The organism is Sphingobacterium sp. InxBP1, assembly GCF_026191775.1.
GTDB lineage: Bacteria > Bacteroidota > Bacteroidia > Sphingobacteriales > Sphingobacteriaceae > Sphingobacterium > Sphingobacterium thalpophilum.
Genome location: NZ_JAINDX010000046.1, coordinates 585,599 through 608,650, shown reverse-complemented (window position 1 = coordinate 608,650; position 23,052 = coordinate 585,599). Strand labels below are relative to the sequence as shown.

Here is a 23,052-nt window from a genome sequence, read left to right as displayed (position 1 = left end):
GCTAAGCCATATTTTGATCATCAACAATTAACCGGTCCATCATATAATCATACACACTTTCATTAAAATATTTTTTGTATTGCGCATTGTTATGTGACATCTGCGCTACAGTCAATGGTCGCAGATTCTCAAGGTCCTCACGATCTTCTTCTAGACAAAAGACTATAAAATTTCGTTTCCGCAACCAGCTGAGCAATGTGTTGTCCTTCCTGAGAAATACCTTTGCACCAAGATTGAGCAACTGAAAAATATTGCCTGCTGCTTCCTGACGACGCATACCAAATATCGCTATTTTGACGTCAGCCAGTATCGCTTGGTATTCCTGCAGTGGGAGAAAGTTTGTCAAGGGCTTAATATCCATGTTGAGGTGGCGTTCTGCTGCCGCTATCACCTGATTTGCATAGGGTTTATTACCATAGCTCAGCGGTAATAACAGTTGATGATCCCGTAATGGAATAGCGGATTTCGCTAACTTGTCAATGATATATAAGTGGTTGCCCGTGAACGATGCAGCATGGTTAACCATGATGATGTCTTTCTTGTTTTGCTGAATATGATCGGGGTTTCCTAAAGCGTTATAATAGATAAAATCTTTATAACGGGCAGAGGTTTCAATTTTTGACTTAAAAAGGTCGTAGTCATATTCATTCCAGAAGCAAAAGTAGTCAAGTCGTCGGAATATCTTGTCTTTTGCTGACTTTTGACTCATCCTAAAGAGTATCAGGTATTTGGCTAGCTTTGACCAGCGCTCTACCCAAGACTGTTTGGGAACTAGCTCGGGATTATCGAGAATGTGGTAGCCCTTATAGCGACTTAAATAATCATATAGATCGCCGCCATAGAAAATCCAGTAGAGTTTTGTATCCCTAAACCGCTCCAATAGTCTATTGCTTAATGCCGCTTTAAAATCATCCATAAAATGGATAAATAAACGGCTGATATTGAAGGAAGCAATTATGGCTTTCAGATTCTTTACAAGGTCTAAATCACGAATATGAAATACAGCGGTGTGGCTGCTGAGAGTCGTATATTTTAATTCTTTTTGATCGTAAAGTAATATAATATAACGGTTTTGTTCGGGGTAGGCACGCTCGAACTGTTCTATTGCTCCATTCGTAAACTTATCGTCATGAAAGATATGTAAATTCATCAATTAAATTGTATCAGGATTTATACCGAATGATTTTACCGGGAACACCAGCAACAATCGAGTTGTCAGGAATGTCTTTAGTGACCACCGCTCCAGCACCTATGAGGCAGTTGCTACCGATCTTAATATGACTTAGGACGGTCGCGTTAGCGCCGACCTGACTTAGTTCGCCAATCTGAACATGGCCGAGCAGCGTAGCACCGGGAGAAATTTCTACAAAATCACCTAAGATGCAGTCATGTGTAATCTTGCTGTGGTAATAAATTAAAGCAGCATCACCGATTTGTGCGCTGTTGCTGATGCATGCCTGACTAAGAATAGTGCTACCCCGTCCAATGTGGCTGAAGGTTCCGATCGTGGCCCGGGTATCGATAGCAGAAACAAGGTCTCCGCCCCACTGGCTAATTTTGTCAAATAGTTTTTTTCGATTTTGCCCACCTCCTAAGCCTAAGACAAAATTATTGCCATGTTGTTCAAAATAGGCAAGGAGTTCGTGCTTAGTTTTCAGGATGGGAAATTGGTCAAAGACCAATTTTGGGCCAGCTGCGGTAACGTCGTCGTAAAAGGCGATCTCTCTGGTTGGGTTAGTCTGGAGGACGACCTCCAGTAACTCTTTTGCAAATCCTCCCGCTCCAACGATTACCATTTGTTATTGTTTTGAACCCGTAAAATGATGCGCGTAATGAGGTTGACCTCTTCCATGCTCAGGTCATAGTAAAGTGGCAAGCACAGTACACGTTTTGAAATGTCATCCGCAAAAGGGAGATGTTTATCTTCCAAATAAGGCAAAGCATTGGCAAGCGAAGGATAAAAATAACGTCGTGTGAATACCTGATTCTTTTCCAGTTCGGCCATGATAAGGAGCAGTAGTTCCTCACTGTCTAAGATAATAGGAAAGTAGGCGTAATTCGGAGAAGAGTGTATATGCCAAACCGGAAAATAACCTTTTAAATTCTTTAGATTGGCCATATACTTTTCGCTTAGTGCTTTTCGTTTCGCAATGATCGTCGGGACGTACTTCAAATTAGCGAGGCCCATCGCCGCATGAAACTCCGAATTCTTCCCATTGATACCCAGCTCACCAAATTGGTTAAATCCCGATATTCCGAAGTTTCGCATCAAGGATGCTTTTTTCAAAAGCTCTGGATCTTTCGTGATGATCAATCCTCCTTCTGTGGAGTGATACAGCTTGGTTGCATGGAGAGAGCAAATGCTGATATCTCCATAAGTTAGGACTGATTTACCCTTATATTCTACCGAAAATGCGTGGGCAGCGTCGTAGATTACTTTTAAGTTGTGTTTTTTTGCAATTTTATCAATCTTATCGATTTCACAGGGATTGCCGTAGACATGGGTAGCGAGTATCGCTGATGTTCTCGGCGTAATTGCTGCTTCTATTTTATCTGCGTCGATATTTAAGCTGTCCTTGTCAATGTCTACAAACACCGGTGTACATCCCTCCCAGACTATACTGCTTGTTGTCGCAACAAATGAAAAAGGTGTTGTAATGATCTCGCCCTTTAGCTCCAGACATTTGATCGCTATTTGTAAAGCAACCGTTCCATTCGTAACAAAAAGAAGATGATCGAGTCTTAGAAAGTCTTTGAGTTGCATTTCCAGTTCACTCGAAAGCGGTCCCATGTTGGTGAGCCACTGTCTCTTCCAGATTTCGTCGATATAGCTTTTATATTCATCTGCAGGAGGTAGAAAGGGACGAGTCACTTGAATCATGATCTATAGCTTTTGATAATGTTAATCAGAAATTGAAATGGAGCCAATTTAAAAAGGTAACTAATGCCGAAATAAAAGACAACTCCGATGGTAAAGTTAACTAAAATCTGTAATATCAAAGGGAGCCCAGTCATAAATTGAGCGGTCAGGTACATGAAAAATGCCATAGAGGTCGCGGTAAGCAATGTGGGGACCATATCGACCAATTGCTGTTTTGTAGAATAGCCGATAAGCTCCTTGCTGAAATATGTATTGACGAGCAATGACAGGATCGAAGCTGCCACGACACTCCACATCAAACCTAAGATGCCGAAAGGCCAGGAAACTACAATGCAGATTGTGGTCAATATTTTTTTAATGATTTCTAAGCGAAGAAACAGATCGGTTTTGCCATAGACCTTCAGCACATTTAAATTAATAGAATGAATCGGATAAAGCATGCTGGCTAGGCAGAGAATCTGAAAATAGGGGATGACTTCGATCCAATTGTCGCCCAATAACAAAGAAATCAGGGGATGGGCTAGAGCGGAAAGCCCCAGCATTATCGGAGCCGATATGTACAAAGACATCCGTAGTATCTGTTTGTAGGCATTGGAGGTTTCTTCCCGATTGTCTTGTATGTTAGCCAATAAAGGGTAAGTAACCTTACTGACGATGGTGGTTAGGACAGAGGTTGGAAGTTCATTGATTTTTTGCGCCCTGTCATATACCCCGAGTTCTGACAATAAGTATTTCTTTCCAATGATTACATTATAGATGTTTTTGAACACCGTGTCTAGCAAGGAAGAAAGAAGCAGTTTGTAGCCAAAATGAAAGTGTTTCTTTGTTTTTTCCCAGTCCAATATCATTAAAGGTCTCCAGGACGACACCAGCCAAAGGGATACCGTTTGCATAAAGGGAGTAATCAAAGTCATCGCCACCAAAGACAGGACTCCATAACCATGATACGCCATCAAAATACCTATTATTGGGCTAAGAATAGCGCCAGGCATGTTGGTGAACATGATCTTCTTAAACTCCATTCTTGTGGTAAGGATGGCCAGCTGTACAGTTGAAAAACTCGAGATAATTATCCCAAGACTTGATAGTCGAAGTACACTTACTGGAATCGGTTGGTCAAAAAAACGGACAATATACGGGAAAGCGAAAAATAGCAGAAAGTAAAAACCAAATCCCAGTATAATATTGGCCCAGAAAACCGAGGAGAAGTCACGGTCATCCGCATCTTTGGCTCTTATCAAGGAATTACCAAGCCCGCTATCGACAATGGTGATCCCGAGGTTGATAAAGACCACCATAATACCGTTGATACCGAAATCTTCTTTGCTGAGTAAGCGTCCTAAGATAAAGACAGCAACAATGGATAGACCTTTTAACAATAGGCTGTCCGCGAAAGTCCAGATTATTCCCGAAATGGCTTTTGACCGTGTAGACATGTACCTTTAGTCCTTAAAGTACCTGAACAGCATTTTTAAATTCTTTTAAAGACTGGTCATTGGGGTCTAGGTCAGTTATCAGGTAGGTGACGTCCTTTAAAGGAGCGACGCGCATCTTCTGGTTTGAATTTAGTTTCTCTGCTATACTTAATATAGCCAGATTCTTCGAACATTTGATCATCGCCCGTTTGATCTGTACAACCTCCCAGTCCGAATCTGTCACGCCGTCTTCCACGGAAAGTGAGTTTGTTCCCAACAAACAAAGATCCACCTTGAGATCAGCTAACTCATTGGCAACTTGTGCACCTGAAACAATATTGGTATTACGGGATAATTTGCCGCCTACTAATATCACTTCAAGATTTGGCTTTTCTGCCAATTCAAGCGCAACTAATGGGCTAATGGTGAAAAAAGTACATTGAAGATGATCTGGGATTGTCCGTGCTAGTTCGATTAAAGTCGTCCCTCCGCCGACCAGTACATTCATGCCATTTGACAATAAAGAGCTTGCTTTTTTTGCAATTTCTTTCTTTGCTTCCTTTGCATAAACATTGCCATCCTGAAACGGAAATTGGAAAGATTTGGAAAGGGCCCCGCCATACACTTTTAGCACTTTTCCGTTTTCAGCGAGCTCATTCAGATCCCGTCTTATCGTGTCCTCGGATACATTCAGCTGTACACTTAGATCCGATGATAAAACTTTGTTATGTAGATTAATCTGATGTATAATAAATGCTTGTCTTTCTTCCTTTAACATTGGTGTAGGGTTTTAATCGAGATTAAAAATTAATTTGAAAAAATCCGTTTAAATGTAATGAAAATTATTCTTCCTTTTTATCAATTTTTGTTAAACCAGCTTTAAAACGTGGTTTAAAACCAGTAGGCTTGTTAGAAGTGGTCGCTTCAGGGGCTTCCATAACGTTCTGCTTTTCGAGACTCGGGTCGATGCTTTGATGTTGTTCGTCAATGGTGTCGGTTTTCTTATCCGAGGTATTGGCGATTACATCTCCGTCAGTGGCAGAGAAATCCAGCGCTGTATCTGCACTTTCGGTCTTCGTGACACCGGCCTTGAAGCGAGGTTTAAATCCCGTAGGCTTGGAAGTTTCTGCTGTAGTATCGTCAGTAGCTGGCGAGACCGGTTCGCTGGGAACTGATTCGCTTTTGGTTATTCCGGCTTTAAATCGCGGCTTGAAACCAGCGGGTTTACTTGCCGCTGCCGAAGCCGCTTCAGAAGTCTCCTGTGTTGTCGAAGTATTACCTAGCGCCGTGTCTGTATTTTCGGTCTTCGTGACACCGGCCTTGAAGCGAGGTTTAAATCCCGTAGGCTTGGAAGTTTCTGCTGTAGTATCGTCAGTAGCTGGCGAGATCGGTTCGCTGGAAACTGATTCGCTTTTGGTCGCCCCAGCCTTAAATAGCGGTTTAAATCCTGTTGGTTTCGAGTTCTCCGTAGTCGTTTCATCGGATTGCACAGCTGCTGTTGCTGCCGCTTCCGACGATGACTTGTCAGTTGAGACAGCTGCCTTAAACCTGGGTTTAAACCCACTGGGCTTAGCTGTGAGGGCTTCCGTCTGCGGATCAGGAACGGCTTTGTCCGCTTTGTTCGCGATAGGGCCGACTGGAGCCGCTTCTTCTTCTAAATGGAAGCGCAGGCGCAGCTTGTTGAACCAAAACTTTTTGCTATGATCAAAACTCTTTTCTCCCATAACGGCATAATGCATTCTGAACTCTTCATATAAAGGTTCATCTGCCGCTTGTAAGGCTTTTAAATCAATTTTCTTTTTTACGAAAAATTCTTCAAAAGTCATTTCGTCATGAGTTTGTTATAGTCTATTACAAATGTAGTAATTTTTCTGACGGGCATGGGATATAGGCATAAAAAAAGAGCGGCCAGCGCTCTTTTAATCTATTCCTGAAAAAGTTGGCTTATGCCATATTGTGATATACAGCTTGCACATCATCGTCCTCTTCAATTTTATCAATCAGTTTTAATACATCAGCCGCCTGTTCCTCTGTGATTTCGGAATGGGATAATGCAATACGTTCCAGCTTAGCAGATTTGATCTCTATTCCCTTTTCTTCGAGTAGTTTCTGCATATTGCCGAAATCTTCGAAAGAGGTCTGCACAACAACAACATCATTGCCTTCTTCATCAGCTTCCACGTACAATTCTTCTAAACCACCATCGATCAACTCCAGTTCCAGTTCTTCAATATCCAGCTCATCTGTAGCGGCAAACCGAAAAATAGATTTGCGTTGGAAGATAAAGTCTAACGAACCTGTTTTTCCCAATGATCCGCCAGCTTTTGTAAAATAGCTACGGATATTGCCCACCGTACGGTTGGTGTTGTCTGTAGCAGTTTCGATCAAAACAGGGACACCATGTGGGCCATAGCCCTCATATACATATTCTTCATAGCCTTTTGAATCCTTTTCAGAAGCACGTTTTATGGCGGCTTCGATGCGATCTTTAGGCATGTTTACAGCTTTGGCGTTATGTATTGCCGTACGAAGTCTCGAGTTTGTTTCAGGGTGAGGGCCGCTTTCTTTAACCGCCATAGCGATTTCTTTACCTAAACGTGTAAATTGTACGGCCATCTTAGCCCAGCGTTTGAATTTCCGCTCTTTTCTGAATTCGAAAGCTCTTCCCATTGTTATATTTTGTTTTTAAGATTTTCAATCATATCGACTGTCATCTTCTGGATGTCAAATTCTGGCTTCCAGTTCCAGTCTTTCCTTGCATAGGAGTCGTCCAGACTTGCGGGCCATGAATCCGCAATCTGCTGTCTTGGGTCGTTCTCTACGTAAGAGATTGCAAAATTAGGAAGAATTTTTTTAATTTCCTGTGCGAGTTCTTTCGGAGTAAAGGTAATGCCGCCAAGGTTATAGCTGTGGCGAATGCTCAGGTCTGCTTTTGGTGCGTCCATCAGTTCCAGCGTGCCCCGAATGGCGTCGTCCATATACAGCATCGGTAAAGCAGTATCTTCGGATAGAAAGCATGTATAGGTACCTGTTCTCAACGCTTCATAGAAAATATCAACAGCATAGTCTGTGGTGCCACCTCCGGGTTCGGTTTTCCAGGAGATAATCCCGGGATATCGTACGCTTCGGATATCGAGGCCGCGATGTTCCTGATACCATTCGATTAAACGCTCGCCGGCAAGTTTGCTGATGCCATAAATCGTGTTGGGATCCATCACGCAATATTGCTCGGTATTCACTTTTGGAGAATGCGGACCGAACACAGCGATCGAGCTTGGCCAAAATATCTTTGAAACGTTGTACGTGACAGCGAGATCAAGTACATTGAGCAATCCATTCATGTTAAGCTCCCAAGCCTTTTCAGGATATTTCTCTCCTGTAGCCGAAAGCATAGCTGCCAATAGGTAGACCTGAGTGGGTTTATATTTTTGAAATAAGAGGTCCAGACCGCTTTTGTCGAGTACATTTGCAATTTCAAAATTTTCGTCGGGGCTTTTTGTCTGAGGTTCTCTGATGTCTGTGGTGACAACGTGGTCTGCACCAAATTTTTTACGCAGAGCGATGGCCAATTCTGTACCGATTTGGCCGTTTGCACCAATGATAATAATGCTTTCTTTCATGATGCAAATATAAAGGCTTTTCGGTATCAAACAACCTGAGGAGCCCCATGGCAGCGGAGTAAAAATCTTAATTTATAGCATCTTGAGGTCGTTTTTATGAGATTTTAAACCGATTCAATCGTTTGTTCTTTTTTTTTGAACGAGGGCCAATTATTTTTATTTTTTTTGAATTGGATCCGTTACCATTTTTAGGAAAATGCTGGGTTACGCGTATCATACCATTGTGACAAATCGATTGAAATTGGCCGCAAATTGTGACTTTGCTAGTCTAACAAACGATATTTTATTATTTTAATAGTGTAATTGCTGAATATTTTATAAATTTGAAGAATCAAATCTTCAAGAATCAACTAAAAACAAATCAAATAACAAATTTTAATATACACAATTTAAACACAAACAAAAAATGAAAGTGGCAGTAGTCGGCGCAACAGGCCTTGTAGGCACTGAAATGCTAACCGTGTTGGCGGCGCGAAATTTCCCAGTAACAGAATTGATTCCGGTAGCTTCAGAGCGCAGTAAGGGTAAGGAAATTGAATTCAAGGGAAAGAAGTACAAGGTGGTTACACCATCTGAGGCTATTGCTTTGAAACCTGATGTGGCCTTATTTTCTGCTGGAGGCGATACTTCTAAAGAGTTTGCACCAAAATTTGCTGAAGCTGGAATTACGGTAATCGATAATTCTTCAGCCTGGCGTATGGATCCAAGTAAAAAGCTGGTTGTCCCTGAGGTTAATGGCGATGTATTGGCTGCTGAAGATAAAATCATTGCAAATCCAAATTGTTCAACCATTCAGATGGTCGTGGCTTTAAAGCCATTGCATGATAAATATAAAATCAAACGAGTGGTCGTTTCGACCTATCAATCCGTTACAGGTACTGGCGTAAAGGCCGTTAATCAGCTGATGGATGAGCGTGCCGGCAAAGATGGTGAAAAAGCTTATCCTTATCAGATTGATCTGAATGTTATCCCACATATTGATGTATTTCAGGAAAACGGTTATACCAAAGAGGAAATGAAAATGATTTTGGAAACAAACAAAATCATGCGGGATGATTCAATCAAGGTTACTGCAACGACTGTGCGTATTCCAGTAATGGGGGGACACTCGGAATCATTAAATATTGAATTTGAAAATGATTTTGACTTAAATGAGGTTCGTGCAGCCTTAGCAGCACAGAGCGGCTGTATCGTTGTTGACGATCCTGCTTCCCTTCAATATCCTATGCCAAAAGATGCGCATGGAAGAGATGAGGTTTTCGTTGGACGTATTCGCCGTGACGAGTCTCAGCCTAATACGCTAAACATGTGGGTAGTAGCGGACAACTTACGCAAAGGTGCTGCAACAAATGCAGTTCAGATTGCGGAGCTATTGGCAGAAAAAGCATTGATCTAATCTTACAGATATCATTCTAACAGAGAGCGCCTAGGGTTCAATTTCCCTGGGCGCTCTCTGTTTTGTCACGCTTGTGATCAAAATTCGACTTCGCAACATTCAGCATGCTCCACCAATTAGGGCATCAATGTCTTTGGCTGAATCGAAAACTCGAGCTTATCATTAAGTGAAGCAGATTCAGCTTTCGCCTGTTCCTCAAGACGGTCGGGAAATAAAATACCATAAAGATGATCCGTTTCATGTTGGAAAATGACTGCCGTAAAACCTTCGATATTTTCTTCGATTACTTTTCCTTCTGTATTGACATATTGTAGCCGAATAGCATAACTCCGTAAGACATCTTCCTTACGATCCGGAATGGAGAGGCAGCCTTCGGCACCTTTGCGTTGTAACTTTGACCGCCATAAGATCTTGGGATTGATGTAAAATTCAAAAGGCTGGCCGGCCTTATCAAAGCGCTGTACCCAGATCAGGTTCTTGTTGATGCCTACCTGTGGGGCAGCTATGCCTACACCAGGATGATTGGGGTCACGGACCGTCGCAAACATCCTTTTTGAAAGAGTTTCCAGTAAAGGGTCGTTGTATTTGGCATCGCTGCTTGTCGCTTTTAGGACTTTCAGATCATTCTCGTCGGTAGTCTGAAGTACGCGGAGGAGTGTGTTATCGTCGCCAGACAAAATAATTTTTTTGTCAGCATCGCTAAAGCCCTGTGCAGCATCTACATTGACCGGTCGCTCGTTCTTTGGTTTGTGAAAAGCTTTTTCTCCTGCCATAATTTTTGTGTCTAAGGTGTTTTCAACTGGAGGCACCGGACAACGGTACCCATTGCTATACGCACAATACGGATTGTAGGCTTTATTGAAATCAATCTCGATCAGATCGCCCTTGATGTCGTCCATCGATAAGTCTATATACCGTCCACCGCTATAGCTCTCCTGTCCGTTTGTGCCATCTAAAAACGGTAAAAATAAATGTTTCTTATAAGCTGGATTTTGAAACAGGGCAACACTTTGATAAATGTTCAGCTTCCGTTCTTTCCCATTCAATGGAAAAGTTATGATTGCATACCGTTTATACTCATTGCTCGTGCCGTCGTAGGTGGGCATGCGAAATACAGGTTCATCATACAGGACTTCGACCTTAGCGTTGACTTTATATGCTCGGTTTACCGGAAAGTAATCCAGAAACGCCACCTGTTCTGCTTTAAGTGGTCCATATTTTTCTCGGGCGAGCTCAGACGCTTTTTCTTTCCGCTGTGTCAAAATCTGCTGCTCATAGCCGCTCTGAGCGTGGCCATACAGAGACAATGCAACAAAAAGACCTGCAATTATTATTCTTTTCATCTGTGTAAGTTGTTTTCGAACTTGCTATAAGCTTCCGTTCCAGTAATCAATGACTCTTCTTCCTGTAAATGCGCTCCTCTGTCTATCCGTGTAGGATAATGCTGCCTTACGCATGTCAAAAGCGTCTAACTTTGTAAAAGTCTACCAAAGTTATCGATTTATGAGTGAATTGACGTTTCACTCGATAAAAAAAATAAAAAATGTTGACATATTTCGCGCTTGTATACGGTGTAAAGGTAGAATCCGAACACTCATGTCTCAATACTCATATCTAAATTGTACTTTTGTAAAAAAAATATCCATGAGATTGATGGCTTTTGATTACGGGACAAAAAGGATCGGGATCGCCGTGACAGATCCGATGCAGATCATTGCAACAGCATTGACCACCATCCATCCGCAGGATATTTGGACGTTTTTGGCTGATTATCTTCAGGCAGAACAGGTTGAGACTTTTATCATTGGTAAACCGAAGCAGCTGGATGGGTCGGATTCTGAATCTGCGTCCCACGTTGTGGGCTTTATGCGGAAATTAAAAAAAACATATCCAGAGATTCCTGTAGTAGAGATCGACGAACGATTTACTTCTAAAATAGCCGCAGCAGCTATTGCTCAAAGCGGTAAGAAGAAAAAGGACCGACAGCAAAAAGGATTGATCGATACAGTTTCGGCAACGATTATCTTACAGAGCTACATGGATGGCCGTAGCTATTGAGTAGGTAGCGACATATTTCTCGTTACAAAGTGAAAGGCCGCCAGTACTCTTAACACGGACAAATGGACGTAAAAACCGATTGCTGAAGACAGCGTCAATGCCTTAAAAAATAAATAAGGTGCTACTCAAGATCAGCGGATATAGGAAAAGAGGCTCGGGGACATATCGAGCGATAAATAAATTAATAGATGAAGAGTATACAATTTTTTACTGAAGATATCGATTTCAAAATAAAAGAGAAAGGAAAGATTCGTCAATGGATCCTTGAAGCTGTTAAGAATGAAGGATTTAAGCGCGTGGGAGAGCTCAGTTTTATCCTTTGTTCGGACGATTATCTATTGGAGATCAACAAACAGTATTTGAACCACGATACCTATACCGATATTGTTACCTTTGACTCGTCCGAGGATGAGGATACGATTGCAGGTGATATTTTCATCAGTGTGGAACGGATCCGTGAAAATGCGCAAAAGTTTAGAGTCGCCGAACGGGATGAGCTACATCGGGTTATTATCCACGGGGTCATGCATCTATGTGGATATCCGGACAAGAAGCCTGCGGAGAAAGCTAAGATGACAGCCAAAGAAGATGAATATTTGAGCAAGAGAACATTTTAAGGCGTATATAAGCAGATAAACTGCACATCTAGACTGATACAAAATACAAGAAGCGTTGCACGATCGTGCAACGCTTCTTGTATAAATTCATTTATCGACTAAAATCTTTCGAACTGAGAGAAGAAGAAATTGCCTTCAATAGCTGCATTTTCATCTGAGTCAGACCCGTGAATGGCATTTGCATCAATAGATTTAGCGTACTTGTTGCGGATAGTGCCTTCGGCTGCGTCAGCAGGGTTCGTTGCACCGATCAGCGTGCGGAAGTCTTCAACAGCGTTGTCTTTTTCTAAGATCGCAGCAACGATAGGGCCAGAAGTCATAAAGTCTACTAGCTCGTCATAAAAAGGGCGCTCTTTGTGTACTGCATAAAATGCACCAGCGGTTTCTTTGGATAATTTAATGTATTTCATTGCAATGATTTTGAAACCGCCAGCAATGATATCGTTAAGGATTGCACCGATGTGACCATTCGCTACTGCGTCAGGTTTGATCATCGTAAATGTTCTGTTAGTTGCCATTATTTAATTTTTTTGCAAAATTAGATAAATTGCCCTTTTTTCACAAGTGTTTATTTTGGCGCTCAGCTTTCACTTTTACAGCGGTGGCAGGCTATATACCATCGAATGACAAAATAGGTGTGCTAATATCAAAAAAGCGCCTCCAATCAGATTTATTGCATTAATATATTCAATATGAATATGTAACTTTGTAATGTTATGGCATTAAATCTAACAGTAGACATCGATAAGGACTCCGGCTTTTGCTTTGGGGTTGTATACGCCATTGATATGGCGGAAGAGATTTTGGAAGAAGACGGATATCTCTATTGTTTAGGCGATATTGTGCATAACGACGAGGAAGTAGCGCGCCTGAAAGCCAAAGGCTTACGGATTATCGATCATGCTGCTCTGCCCGATTTGAAAAATGAAAAAGTGCTGATCCGCGCTCACGGCGAAGCTCCGGAAACGTACCGTATTGCGTTAGAAAACAATATTACCTTAATCGACGCTTCCTGCCCCGTCGTACTGAAACTGCAAAACCGCATTAAAACTTCATATGATCAGGATGAAAAGATTTTGATTTTCGGGAAGCATGGGCATGCGGAAGTGATCGGCCTACAGGGCCAGACCAACAATGAAGCATTAGTTTTTCAGGATATTGCCGAACTGGATCAGGTTGAACTGCCGGCTTCTTTTACGCTGTATAGTCAAACTACGAAGAGCGTGGACAAATTCTACGCGATCAAAGACGAACTTATAAAACGTGGATATGAGGTGAAGGCTAATGATACCATATGTAGGCAAGTGTCCAACAGGTACGAAGATCTTGGCGCCTTTGCAAAGCAATATGACAAAGTTGTATTTGTCTCCGGCAAGAAATCGTCCAATGGAAAAGTTTTATTCGAAGTATGCCAGAAAGCCAATGCACAGAGCTACTTTATATCGGATCCCGCCGAAATAGACCCCACTGTTTTTACTGCCAATGACCGTATTGGCATCTGCGGTGCTACCTCGACTCCCATGTGGCTGATGAAAGAAGTCAAAGCTGCGCTGGAAGCTCTCTAGCGTCCTTTGCCCGTCACAGATATTTCATATTATTCGCGTAGAATCCACAATACACGCTTTTTTGTTAATTTTGTAGTTATGAGCAATAAAGCCAAAAAAGGTATTCTTTTAGTACAGTTAGGTACACCCGATAGTCCAACTACACCCGATGTGAAAAAATATTTGACCGAATTTTTAATGGATCCTCGTGTCATTGATATCCCATATTTCCAGCGGACGCTATTGGTGAAAGGAATTATTGCCCGTACACGTGCCCCCAAATCAGCTAAGATTTATGAGACCATCTGGGATAAAGAAACTGGTTCTCCACTGATGCATTATAGTCTGCTGCAACGCGACTTGCTGCAGGAGGCACTAGGTGAAGAATACCATGTGGAGCTAGCCATGCGGTATCAAAATCCCTCCATTGAATTTGCATTACGTAATCTGGAAGGAATGCTATTGGAATCCATCCGGGTGATCCCCTTGTTTCCGCAATACGCTTCCGCCACTTCCGGTTCGGTGATCGACCGTGTGATGGAGCTTATCCGCAAATGGAACTATCTTCCCGAGATCAGCTTTGTCAGTAACTTCTGTACAGATGAGCTCATGACGGAAACCTTCGCTGACCATGCCAGAAAGCATGATCTCGCACGCTTCGACCACTTTGTATTTAGTTACCACGGGCTGCCGGTCAGACAGCTAGGAAAAGTCGATCCTACAGGAAAGCTAAAATGTCCTGAGACTGGATGTGATTCCTGTAAAAGTACTGTTAACACATATTGTTATCTGTCCCAATGCTATGCCACGACAAGAGCAATTGCTTCCAAGTTGGGACTAAAAGAGGAACAGTATTCGCTTTGTTTTCAGTCCCGATTGGGTAAGGAGCCATGGATCCAGCCATACACCTCCGATCTCCTGCATGACCTGGCACACAAAGGATATAAGAAACTGTTGGTATTCAGTCCCGCATTTGTCGCTGATTGTATAGAGACTATTGATGAAATTGGCGTAGAATATGCTAAGGAATTTAAGGACTTGGGTGGAGAGGAAGTCTGTCTGGTCGAAAGTCTTAATGACGACCCGAAATGGATAGCGTCTCTCAAACAGTTGGCACTTAATGCCAAAAATTAATAAAATATTTGCCGATGTTGTTAGTTAATGCATGTGTATTGCTTGTTTTGGATTTTTATATCTTCTTTGCCCTACGTGCGACAAAGATTAAATTTCCCAAAACAAGGCTATTTTCCATACTCTGGTGGTCGTACTCCTTTTTATTGCTTCTGGGTGTCTTTATTTCGGCCAAATTTAGTATTCCGTTGATTATTCGATCGGTGATTTTGGTTGCATTTTTTCTGACAGCCACCTCCAAGATCTTTTTCTTTTTAGTGTTATTGATCGATGATCTCCGCCGTGGTGGGGTATGGATCAAACGCCTATTCAGCCGGAAGAATTCGGTAGAAGATATTGTTGAGGATGCTGAGGAACCGCTCCCTGAAAACCCCGTAAAAGGGATCAGTCGTTCAGAATTCCTCACCAAAGCAGGTATTCTGATCGGGGCTTCGCCTCTCATTCCATTGAGCTGGGGGATTATATCTGGCGCATACGATTACCGCGTCAGAAGGGTACCGCTATATCTTCCCAACCTGCCAAAGGCATTCCATGGGATGACCATTGCACAGATTTCGGATGTGCATTCGGGCTCTTTTTATAATAAGACCGCCGTAAGCGGGGGAATTGATATGCTGTTGAGAGAGAAAGCCGACGTGACATTCTTCACCGGCGATATCGTCAATGCCCAAGCTTCTGAAATGCGCGATTATCAGGATATCTTTGCGCGGGTAAAATCCGATCTGGGCGTTTTTTCAACTCTCGGTAACCATGATTACGGCGACTACTATTATGGGAAGGAGGATTCCCCGGCCAAGCGCAAGAATCTAAAAGATGTGATCGACGTGCATAAAACCATGGGCTGGGACCTGCTGATGGATGAAAACCGTAAAATCAAAGTGGACGGTGAAGAGCTATGTGTCGTAGGGGTGCAAAACTGGGGGACGGGACGCTTTCCAAAGCATGGCGACCTACAGAAAGCTTTGACGGGAACGGAAGATCAACCCGTAAAGTTGTTGTTGTCGCATGATCCATCACACTGGCGGGCCCAGGTGCTCGATACCGATGTCGATGTCATGTTTGCAGGTCATACACATGGTATGCAGTTTGGTGTACGTTCAGAAATACTGCAGTGGAGTCCTGTCCAGTACATCTATAAAGAATGGGCCGGTTTATATCGCGAGCAGGGAAATAAGCGCCTATATGTGAACGTAGGCTATGGCTTTTTGGGCTATCCCGGCCGCGTTGGCATCCTGCCTGAAATTACCATCTTCGAGCTGTTGAGCGCTCAGGACCCCAAATTTAAAGCCTAGTGTTGCCCTGCCCGTGCCGGTAATTCCGCTACTGAAATAAGCGCGGTAATCACAAAATCGCTTTGACTTTTGCGGTAATATCATTATAATTGTGTATTCTGTACACCAGTTATACATGACATGCAATCAACTTTAAACTTTGGGGATTCGCCCCACACACGCATTAATATTCTTACAGGGGAAAAGGTTCTGGTGTCCCCGCACCGCAGCAAACGACCGTGGCAGGGACAAGTGGAAGATCTGCCCGGCGACAACAGGCCTGCCTATGATCCAAAATGTTATCTGTGTCCAGGTAACAAACGAGCCGATGGTGATATCAATCCGGACTATAAAGAGAGCTTTGTTTTTGTTAATGATTTTTCCGCGCTGCTCAAAGATACCAGCCAGCAGGAGTTTAATGAACAGGACCTGTTTGTCGCAGAGACAGAAAAAGGAATCTGTAAAGTCATTGCGTTTACGCCACGACATGACCTTACCTTGCCGGAAATGGACCTTGCAGCTATCAAAGCTGTGGTTGACCTTTGGCAAAAAGAATTTGCAGATCTATCCCAGATCGACTGGATCCGCTATATTCAGATTTTTGAAAATAAGGGCGCAATTATGGGATGCAGCAATCCACACCCGCATGGACAGATCTGGTCACAAAATCATCTGCCGGTAGAAATCCAGAAAGAAAGCATACAGCAAAAGAAGTACTTCGATAAAAATGGACGAACTATCCTTTCCGATTATGTCAGCGCCGAGCTAAGAAAAGAGGAACGTATTATCGATACGAATGATTCTTTTGTGTCACTGGTTCCTTTTTGGGCGGCTTGGCCTTATGAAGCAATGATCGTAAGCAAGCGTGCTGTGCAGGATATCGGTGAATTCAATGAAAAAGAGAAGGAAGACCTTGCGGCGATTCTCAAATTGTTGACGACCCGCTACGACAATCTTTTTAATACGTCCTTTCCTTATTCTGCCGGTATGCACCAAGCTCCAGTGAACGACGGTGATCATCCCGAATGGCATTGGCACATGCATTTCTACCCTCCATTATTACGATCTGCGACCGTTAAAAAGTTTATGGTGGGTTATGAGATGCTGGCCAACCCACAACGTGATATTACGCCCGAGATTGCTGCCAAGCAGCTGAGAAATTGCTCTACCATACATTATAAATCAAAATAAGATGATAGCAAAGGAAACTATTATAAATAAATTTAAAAGCTTATATCAGGACGAACCTATAGTCGTTACCTCCCCGGGGCGTATTAATATCATCGGTGAGCATACCGACTATAATGACGGGTTCGTGCTGCCGGCCGCCATCGATAAGGCTATCTACGTCGCTGTAAGCAAGCGTGGCGACGACCTGATTTCATTATATGCTGAAGACTATAGGGAAAGCCATGAAGTTAGACTGAGCGACATTGCCATTTCTGAGAAACACTGGCCCAATTATATCCTTGGTGTTGTGGATCAGTACCAAAAGCGAGGCGCGACGCTAGGAGGATTTAACCTCTATATCGATGGAGATGTGCCTTTGGGGGCAGGATTATCCTCTTCAGCAGCAGTTGAGTGTGCCGTTACTTTGGCGCTCAGCGAACTCTTTGATCTGAATGTAGGACGGCTTGACATTCCCCAAATTGCGCAAAAAGCCGAACATACGTATGCCGGCGTGATGTGCGGAATTATGGACCAGTTTGCGTCCGCTTTTGGTAAAGAGAAGAATGTCATCAAGCTGGATTGCCGTACATTGGGATTTGAATATGTTCCGCTCGACCTGAAGGGATATGAAGTCGTCTTGTTGAATACCAATGTAAAACATTCATTGGCCTCTACCGCATACAATAAACGCCGTGAGCAGTGCGAACAGGCTTCGGCATGGGTGCGTGAGGAGTATCCAGAAGTTAAAAATTTACGGGATGTGACGATTGATATGCTGGATCGCCTGGTCAAGGAGAAAGATGAAGATATCTATGCCAAAGCGAGTTTTGTCGTTCTTGAGAATGAGCGGGTAGAGAAATCCTGTGAAGCTTTACGTGCGGGCGATATCAAACAGCTTGGCCAGTATATTTTTCAGAGTCACGAAGGTTTAAGCAAGGTCTACGAAGTCAGCTGCCCCGAGCTGGATTATCTGGTTGATTACGTTAGGCAGTTCCCTGAAGTGATCGGCGCCCGGATGATGGGTGGCGGCTTCGGTGGATGTACCATCAATATTGTGAAAGAAGGTGCTTTAGCTTCAATTTTGCCCGCTTTGGAACAGGAATATAGACAAAAGTTTGATAAAGAACTCGCGGTCATTCAAGTGAACATAGCTGATGGTACCCGATTGATTTAGGCTAAAAGGTCTTTCTTAAACGTAATAATTTATCATGCCCTCAAAGCCGGGACTTTTGAGGGCATGATCATACTTGTGCTGTTAATCGAGTTTCTCCAGGCCCTGTTTCAGGTCCTCGATGAGATCTTCAATATTTTCTATACCAACCGAGATACGCAGCATGCCGAGCGAAATGCCCGAAGCTTCTTTCTGTTCCTTGGTATGATGTCCACCCCACATGCTTGCGGGATGTACAATAAGCGATTCAACACCCCCTAGACTAGCGGCATTGATAAATATCTGCAGGTTGTTGATGAGGGTCTGGGCATTCTTGAACGCTTTGTCTTCGTCGGTGCCTGCAACCTCGAGGCAAATCATCCCTGAGAAGCCGCTCATCTGGCTTTTCGCCAGGTTATGCTGTGGATGGTTAGGCAAACCCGGGTAGCTGACTGTTCTGATTTTAGGATGCTGATCCAAAAACTGGGCCAGCTGTAGCGCATTGGCGTTGATCTGCTTCACCCGAAGGCTCAATGTTTTTAGCCCTCGAAGCAGCAGCCAGGAATCCAGCGGAGCCAGCGATGCTCCCAAGGCTACCGAACGTTTCCACACCCTGGCAATGTATTCTTGATTTCCGCAGACAATGCCCGCTGTTAAATCGCTATGCCCACCAAGATATTTCGTAGCACTATGAACGATGATATCAATTCCAAAATCTGTTGGCGTTTGATTGATCGGCGACGCAAAAGTATTATCAACCATGCTCAGAATACCCCGCTGTTTGGCCAGCTGTCCGATAGCTTTCAGGTCGGTGATGTTCAGGTTGGGATTGGACGGGGTCTCCACATAGATCAGTTTTGTGTTGGCCTGAATGGCCTGTTCAAAGGCCTTATTGTCTGTCTGATCCACGGCTGTGACCGTAATACCGTAATCCGCCAAAAATTCTTTAAAGAAAATAGCTGTGCCTGAATAATGTGCATGTTGAGCAATAATATGGTCACCTGACTTTACGATCGCCAATATGGCTGTGCTGATTGCAGCCATTCCTGTGGCAAAGACCAGTGCATCTTCTGTTTTCTCCAACTTGGCTATAATAGCGGCTACCTGGCTATTCGTGGGATTACCATGACGGTGATAAAAATAGGGGTGCTTCGGTTCAGTCGCAGCTCTGGTATATTCCGTTGGGTCAGGATCCGCAATGTACGTGGACGTTTGGTAGATCGGGCTGGTCACTGCCGGAGTGGTATTGAACTGTTGCCCCTCGTGAATGAGTATCGTTTCGGTATTGCTTGCCATGCTTGTTGTGATTGTAAAGCCAAATATAAATAAAAATCTACTTATTGTGTAGATTTTATTAGTTCAAAACATTGGACGTATCCTGTTATAGCATTTCTTTTAGGAGGTGTAAGGCGTAGCTGATGGTATTGACGTTGCTCAAAGCAAGCCGGAGCTGCCCTTTTACTTCTTTTAGATTGCTGATTTCGGGATGTTGCTGTACAAAAGACAATACACGGCCAAACTGGTCAGATTCGAAATAGCTGGATTTCGGATTGTTGACAAAATACCCTTTGAGCGTATGTTTTTTATAAGATATTTTTTCGAAACCGATTGTTTTTCCGAACCATTGTAAGCGCAGTGTATTGAACAGCTCAAACACTTCGTGTGGAATCGGGCCAAAACGGTCTTCGAGTTCTTTTTCGAATGCGGTCAGTTGCTGTTCGTTTTCCAGTTTGGACAGTTCGGTATAGAGATTGTAACGTTCTGTAATATTGGTGACATACTCGTCCGGGATCAGCACTTCCAGATCAGTGTCAATCTGGGTGAATGATACATATTTACGTTCTTTTTCGTCCGCGAATACCTCCGAAAATTCATCTTCCTTTAGTTCCTGGATCGCTTCATCCAGAATCTTGTGGTACATTTCAAAACCAATTTCAGCAATAAATCCCGATTGTTCACCGCCTAATAGATTGCCTGAACCTCGGATATCCAGATCACGCATGGCAACATTAAAGCCAGACCCTAGTTCGGAGAATTCCTCTATGGCCGACAGACGTTTATAAGCCTCTGGCGTTAATGTGGACAGTGGTGGACTCAATAGGTAACAGAATGCCTTCTTATTGGACCTGCCTACACGTCCCCGCATCTGGTGCAGATCACTCAAACCAAACATGTGGGCATGGTTGATGATAATCGTATTGGCATTGGGAATGTCGAGCCCGGCTTCGATAATCGTGGTAGCAATCAGTACATCAAACTCATGATTAATGAATTTGAGCATGACATCTTCTAGCTCATCCCCCTCGAGTTGTCCATGGGCAACGCCTACACGTGCGCCGGGTACCAGCTTGCGGATCAGGTTGCCCAGCTGTGGGAGATCGGCTACACGGTTGTGAATGAAAAAGACCTGGCCACCGCGGTCCAGCTCAAAGCTTACGGCCTCGCCGATGAGGGTTTCGTTAAACACATGGAGTTCCGTCTGCACCGGTTGCCGGTTGGGTGGCGGCGTGGATATAATACTGAGGTCGCGGGCGCCCATCAGGGAAAAATGCAGTGTACGTGGAATAGGAGTCGCCGTTAACGTGAGAGAGTCCACATTGGCCCGCATCACCTTCAGCTTTTCTTTGACGGCAACACCGAATTTCTGCTCTTCGTCTATGATCATGAGGCCAAGGTCCTTAAACTTGACGTCCTTACTGACCAGACGATGGGTTCCGATGATGATATCAATTTTTCCTTCCGCAAGACGCGCGAGGGTCTCCTTGATCTGCTTCGAAGTTTTAAAGCGATTGATGTAATCAATATTACATGGCAGGCCTTTTAAGCGCTCGGTAAATGTGCGATAATGCTGCAGCGCCAAAATCGTTGTAGGAACCAGTACAGCCACCTGTTTGCTATCTGCTACAGCTTTAAATGCTGCACGGATGGCCACTTCGGTCTTTCCAAAGCCCACGTCTCCGCAGATCAGGCGATCCATGGGATGGGGCGACTCCATGTCCTTTTTAACATCGGCAGTAGCCTTTTCCTGATCGGGCGTATCCTCGTAGATGAACGATGCTTCCAGCTCATTCTGTAGGTAGCTGTCGGGCGAAAAAGCATTGCCATGCTGTGCCTTTCGTTTGGCATACAGCATGATAAGGTCGCGTGCAATATCTTTGACCTTTTTCTTGGTTGTTTTCTTGAGTTTGTCCCAGGCGTCAGTTCCCAGTTTGTTCATCTTAGGCACCGTGCCCTCTTTCCCAGAATATTTGGAAATGCGGTTCAGTGAGTTGATATTAACGTAAAGTAGGTCATTGTCTGCGTAGATAAGGCGGATCATTTCTTGGGACTTTCCATTGACATCGACCTTTTCCAGACCGCCATAACGGCCTACACCATGATCAATGTGCGTAATAAAGTCGCCCGGCTTTAAATCCCGCAGATCTTTGAGTGTAATGGCCTGCGAACGCTCGTACGCCTTTTTTCGCTTGTATTTATAATAACGGTCAAAGATCTGATGATCCGTGTAGCAGGCTAACTTTAGACTGTCATCCCTAAATCCTTCCCGCAAAGCTTTGTGTACAGCAACAAACGTTGCCGTTTTGTCCAGGTCTTCCAGAATAGTATAAATGCGCTCAATCTGCTTTGTGGAATCCGAAAATATCAGATTCTGCATGTGTTGCTTCTCATTTTCCTTAAAGTTGTGGATCAGCAGATTGAAGTCTTTGTTAAACGAAGGTTGTGGGTGGATATCAAAACGCAGGCTGTCCGAAGCTTTATAGAAAAACTGCTTTCCGAACTCGACGATGGGAAAACCAAAAAGCAGGGCGTTCAGGTTTTTCTCGTCAGTAAATTCGTAGTCAGGATTGTGCCATTCGGGATTTTCCTTTTTCTGTTTATCCGTAAGGCCCTGCCATAGCTGCTTAGCTTTCTTTAATCCGTCCTTGACAACATCTAGTGTAAACTGTGCGTCTTTGATCCAGATCGAAGCATCTTGATCGATATATTCCAATAGCGAAATATGTTGTGATGTAAGGAATTTAGCCTGTACATTTGGTACGATAGTGACTTTATGGATTTTACTGACCGAAAGCTGGGATTCGATATCAAAAGTACGTATGCTTTCAATATCATCTCCAAAAAATTCAATACGGTAGGGGAGATCATTCGAAAAGGAGAAGATATCCACGATACCGCCCCGTATCGCAAATTGGCCGGGCTCGTAAACAAAATCCACACGGTCAAAATCATACTCGATTAAAAACTCATTGATAAAATCGATGCTTAAGGCTGTATTTTCTGTGATTTCGAGCGTGTTTTTTTCGAGGTCGGTCCGGTTGATTACTTTCTCGGCGATCGCTTCGGGATAGGTTACTACCATCTTTGGAAGTTCAGAGGTATGGTTGAGTGAACTCAACGTCTCGGCACGCTGAAGCACATTGGCCGCATCCGTTTGCGTGAAATCAAAAGCCTTCCGATAGGATGACGGAAAAAACAGTACCTGCTTGTCCAGCAGACTTTCCAGGTCGCTCAGAAAGTAAGAAGCATCTTCATGTGTTGGTAAGATAAAGACCATTGGGCGTTCCTGAAGTTTATAAGAGGAAACAGCGACAAATGCATCCGAAGAGCCGATCAGGCCTTTCAGCTGGATCTTTGCGTTTTTGGAGTGCATGGCTTTGGTAAGCGATTGGACAGATTCGCTTTGTATATATTTTTCTAGTATTTCTTGAATTCCCACGGGCAAAAATTTCGAATAATTGCGAATTTAATTAAATACTCTTAAGTATGAGGTATGAAGTGCTAAGTTTTTTGGTAAAAGT

20 protein-coding genes are annotated in these 23,052 nt (G+C 43.5%); 8 read left to right on the top strand and 12 right to left on the bottom strand.

The window, feature by feature from the left end:
* Window position 1 precedes the first annotated feature (1 nt).
* The 8 genes from K7A41_RS14845 to K7A41_RS14810 all read right to left on the bottom strand — a co-directional run bounded on the left by K7A41_RS14845 (window position 2) and on the right by K7A41_RS14810 (window position 7,916).
* Window positions 2–1,150: a TDP-N-acetylfucosamine:lipid II N-acetylfucosaminyltransferase gene (locus K7A41_RS14845; RefSeq protein WP_265714306.1), complete on the bottom strand. Its 1,149-nt coding sequence runs from the start codon at window positions 1,148–1,150 to the stop codon at window positions 2–4.
* Window positions 1,151–1,163: 13 nt separating this feature from the next.
* The gene (locus K7A41_RS14840; RefSeq protein ID WP_265714305.1) at window positions 1,164–1,796 is read right to left on the bottom strand and encodes an acetyltransferase; all 633 of its coding nucleotides are present in this window, start codon (window positions 1,794–1,796) and stop codon (window positions 1,164–1,166) included.
* Entirely contained in the window at window positions 1,790–2,881 is a 1,092-nt protein-coding gene (locus K7A41_RS14835) for a DegT/DnrJ/EryC1/StrS family aminotransferase (protein ID WP_265714304.1), read from the bottom strand. Before K7A41_RS14835 ends, K7A41_RS14840 begins: the two co-directional genes overlap by 7 nt.
* Entirely contained in the window at window positions 2,878–4,317 is a 1,440-nt protein-coding gene (locus K7A41_RS14830; RefSeq protein ID WP_265714303.1) for a lipopolysaccharide biosynthesis protein, read from the bottom strand. The genes K7A41_RS14835 and K7A41_RS14830 overlap by 4 nt, the downstream gene beginning before the upstream one ends.
* Before the next feature lie 13 nt (window positions 4,318–4,330).
* Window positions 4,331–5,074: a DeoR/GlpR family DNA-binding transcription regulator gene (locus K7A41_RS14825; RefSeq protein ID WP_028071725.1), complete on the bottom strand. Its 744-nt coding sequence runs from the start codon at window positions 5,072–5,074 to the stop codon at window positions 4,331–4,333.
* Between the two features lie 64 nt (window positions 5,075–5,138).
* Window positions 5,139–6,122 carry a hypothetical protein gene (locus tag K7A41_RS14820; RefSeq protein ID WP_265714302.1) on the bottom strand — a complete coding sequence of 328 codons (984 nt, stop codon included), beginning with the start codon at window positions 6,120–6,122 and terminating at the stop codon, window positions 5,139–5,141.
* A gap of 118 nt (window positions 6,123–6,240) precedes the next feature.
* Window positions 6,241–6,966: a YebC/PmpR family DNA-binding transcriptional regulator gene (locus K7A41_RS14815; protein WP_028071727.1), complete on the bottom strand. Its 726-nt coding sequence runs from the start codon at window positions 6,964–6,966 to the stop codon at window positions 6,241–6,243.
* A 2-nt stretch (window positions 6,967–6,968) separates the two neighbouring features.
* Window positions 6,969–7,916, bottom strand: a complete 948-nt coding sequence (locus K7A41_RS14810; RefSeq protein ID WP_028071728.1) for an NAD-dependent epimerase/dehydratase family protein — start codon at window positions 7,914–7,916, stop codon at window positions 6,969–6,971.
* A gap of 406 nt (window positions 7,917–8,322) precedes the next feature.
* Here K7A41_RS14810 and K7A41_RS14805 point away from each other — a divergent pair, with 406 nt between their 5' ends.
* Window positions 8,323–9,312: an aspartate-semialdehyde dehydrogenase gene (locus K7A41_RS14805; RefSeq protein ID WP_028071729.1), complete on the top strand. Its 990-nt coding sequence runs from the start codon at window positions 8,323–8,325 to the stop codon at window positions 9,310–9,312.
* Between the two features lie 116 nt (window positions 9,313–9,428).
* Here K7A41_RS14805 and def read toward each other — a convergent pair whose 3' ends face one another.
* Window positions 9,429–10,655 carry a peptide deformylase gene (gene def / locus K7A41_RS14800; RefSeq protein ID WP_265714301.1) on the bottom strand — a complete coding sequence of 409 codons (1,227 nt, stop codon included), beginning with the start codon at window positions 10,653–10,655 and terminating at the stop codon, window positions 9,429–9,431.
* Between the two features lie 301 nt (window positions 10,656–10,956).
* Between def and ruvX the strand changes: the two genes are divergently transcribed.
* Entirely contained in the window at window positions 10,957–11,370 is a 414-nt protein-coding gene (ruvX, locus tag K7A41_RS14795) for a Holliday junction resolvase RuvX (RefSeq protein ID WP_265714300.1), read from the top strand.
* A 188-nt stretch (window positions 11,371–11,558) separates the two neighbouring features.
* Window positions 11,559–11,987, top strand: a complete 429-nt coding sequence (ybeY, locus tag K7A41_RS14790; protein ID WP_265714299.1) for an rRNA maturation RNase YbeY — start codon at window positions 11,559–11,561, stop codon at window positions 11,985–11,987.
* A gap of 98 nt (window positions 11,988–12,085) precedes the next feature.
* On the opposite strand, the gene K7A41_RS14785 is transcribed toward ybeY, so the two are convergent.
* Window positions 12,086–12,505 carry a nucleoside-diphosphate kinase gene (locus K7A41_RS14785; protein WP_265714298.1) on the bottom strand — a complete coding sequence of 140 codons (420 nt, stop codon included), beginning with the start codon at window positions 12,503–12,505 and terminating at the stop codon, window positions 12,086–12,088.
* A gap of 198 nt (window positions 12,506–12,703) precedes the next feature.
* Between K7A41_RS14785 and K7A41_RS14780 the strand changes: the two genes are divergently transcribed.
* The 5 genes from K7A41_RS14780 (at window position 12,704) to galK (ending at window position 18,277) form a co-directional block, all read left to right on the top strand.
* Window positions 12,704–13,552, top strand: a complete 849-nt coding sequence (locus tag K7A41_RS14780; protein WP_265714297.1) for a 4-hydroxy-3-methylbut-2-enyl diphosphate reductase — start codon at window positions 12,704–12,706, stop codon at window positions 13,550–13,552.
* Between the two features lie 78 nt (window positions 13,553–13,630).
* The gene (gene hemH, locus K7A41_RS14775) at window positions 13,631–14,665 is read left to right on the top strand and encodes a ferrochelatase (RefSeq protein ID WP_265714296.1); all 1,035 of its coding nucleotides are present in this window, start codon (window positions 13,631–13,633) and stop codon (window positions 14,663–14,665) included.
* A gap of 14 nt (window positions 14,666–14,679) precedes the next feature.
* Window positions 14,680–15,954: a metallophosphoesterase gene (locus tag K7A41_RS14770; RefSeq protein WP_265714295.1), complete on the top strand. Its 1,275-nt coding sequence runs from the start codon at window positions 14,680–14,682 to the stop codon at window positions 15,952–15,954.
* A 120-nt stretch (window positions 15,955–16,074) separates the two neighbouring features.
* Window positions 16,075–17,124 carry a UDP-glucose--hexose-1-phosphate uridylyltransferase gene (locus K7A41_RS14765; RefSeq protein WP_265714294.1) on the top strand — a complete coding sequence of 350 codons (1,050 nt, stop codon included), beginning with the start codon at window positions 16,075–16,077 and terminating at the stop codon, window positions 17,122–17,124.
* A gap of 1 nt (window position 17,125) precedes the next feature.
* Complete coding sequence (gene galK, locus K7A41_RS14760; protein WP_265714293.1) at window positions 17,126–18,277, top strand: galactokinase; 1,152 nt, start codon at window positions 17,126–17,128, stop codon at window positions 18,275–18,277.
* Between the two features lie 81 nt (window positions 18,278–18,358).
* Here galK and K7A41_RS14755 read toward each other — a convergent pair whose 3' ends face one another.
* Both K7A41_RS14755 and mfd read right to left on the bottom strand, forming a co-directional pair.
* Entirely contained in the window at window positions 18,359–19,549 is a 1,191-nt protein-coding gene (locus tag K7A41_RS14755) for a trans-sulfuration enzyme family protein (protein WP_265714292.1), read from the bottom strand.
* A gap of 85 nt (window positions 19,550–19,634) precedes the next feature.
* Complete coding sequence (gene mfd / locus K7A41_RS14750; protein ID WP_265714291.1) at window positions 19,635–22,970, bottom strand: transcription-repair coupling factor; 3,336 nt, start codon at window positions 22,968–22,970, stop codon at window positions 19,635–19,637.
* Window positions 22,971–23,052 lie beyond the last annotated feature (82 nt).

Excerpts from the sequence above, each read along its gene's own strand:
- K7A41_RS14805 (WP_028071729.1), top strand. The coding sequence starts at position 8,323 with ATGAAAGTGGCAGTAGTCGGCGCAACAGGCCTTGTAGGCACTGAAATG.
- K7A41_RS14840 (WP_265714305.1), bottom strand. The coding sequence starts at position 1,796 with ATGGTAATCGTTGGAGCGGGAGGATTTGCAAAAGAGTTACTGGAGGTC.
- K7A41_RS14820 (WP_265714302.1), bottom strand. The coding sequence starts at position 6,122 with ATGACTTTTGAAGAATTTTTCGTAAAAAAGAAAATTGATTTAAAAGCC.
- ruvX (WP_265714300.1), top strand. The coding sequence starts at position 10,957 with ATGAGATTGATGGCTTTTGATTACGGGACAAAAAGGATCGGGATCGCC.
- K7A41_RS14810 (WP_028071728.1), bottom strand. The coding sequence starts at position 7,916 with ATGAAAGAAAGCATTATTATCATTGGTGCAAACGGCCAAATCGGTACA.
- K7A41_RS14765 (WP_265714294.1), top strand. The coding sequence starts at position 16,075 with ATGCAATCAACTTTAAACTTTGGGGATTCGCCCCACACACGCATTAAT.
- K7A41_RS14835 (WP_265714304.1), bottom strand. The coding sequence starts at position 2,881 with ATGATTCAAGTGACTCGTCCCTTTCTACCTCCTGCAGATGAATATAAA.
- K7A41_RS14780 (WP_265714297.1), top strand. The coding sequence starts at position 12,704 with ATGGCATTAAATCTAACAGTAGACATCGATAAGGACTCCGGCTTTTGC.
- ybeY (WP_265714299.1), top strand. The coding sequence starts at position 11,559 with ATGAAGAGTATACAATTTTTTACTGAAGATATCGATTTCAAAATAAAA.
- galK (WP_265714293.1), top strand. The coding sequence starts at position 17,126 with ATGATAGCAAAGGAAACTATTATAAATAAATTTAAAAGCTTATATCAG.
- hemH (WP_265714296.1), top strand. The coding sequence starts at position 13,631 with ATGAGCAATAAAGCCAAAAAAGGTATTCTTTTAGTACAGTTAGGTACA.
- K7A41_RS14785 (WP_265714298.1), bottom strand. The coding sequence starts at position 12,505 with ATGGCAACTAACAGAACATTTACGATGATCAAACCTGACGCAGTAGCG.
- def (WP_265714301.1), bottom strand. The coding sequence starts at position 10,655 with ATGAAAAGAATAATAATTGCAGGTCTTTTTGTTGCATTGTCTCTGTAT.
- K7A41_RS14815 (WP_028071727.1), bottom strand. The coding sequence starts at position 6,966 with ATGGGAAGAGCTTTCGAATTCAGAAAAGAGCGGAAATTCAAACGCTGG.
- K7A41_RS14845 (WP_265714306.1), bottom strand. The coding sequence starts at position 1,150 with ATGAATTTACATATCTTTCATGACGATAAGTTTACGAATGGAGCAATA.
- K7A41_RS14830 (WP_265714303.1), bottom strand. The coding sequence starts at position 4,317 with ATGTCTACACGGTCAAAAGCCATTTCGGGAATAATCTGGACTTTCGCG.
- K7A41_RS14770 (WP_265714295.1), top strand. The coding sequence starts at position 14,680 with ATGTTGTTAGTTAATGCATGTGTATTGCTTGTTTTGGATTTTTATATC.
- K7A41_RS14825 (WP_028071725.1), bottom strand. The coding sequence starts at position 5,074 with ATGTTAAAGGAAGAAAGACAAGCATTTATTATACATCAGATTAATCTA.
- K7A41_RS14755 (WP_265714292.1), bottom strand. The coding sequence starts at position 19,549 with ATGGCAAGCAATACCGAAACGATACTCATTCACGAGGGGCAACAGTTC.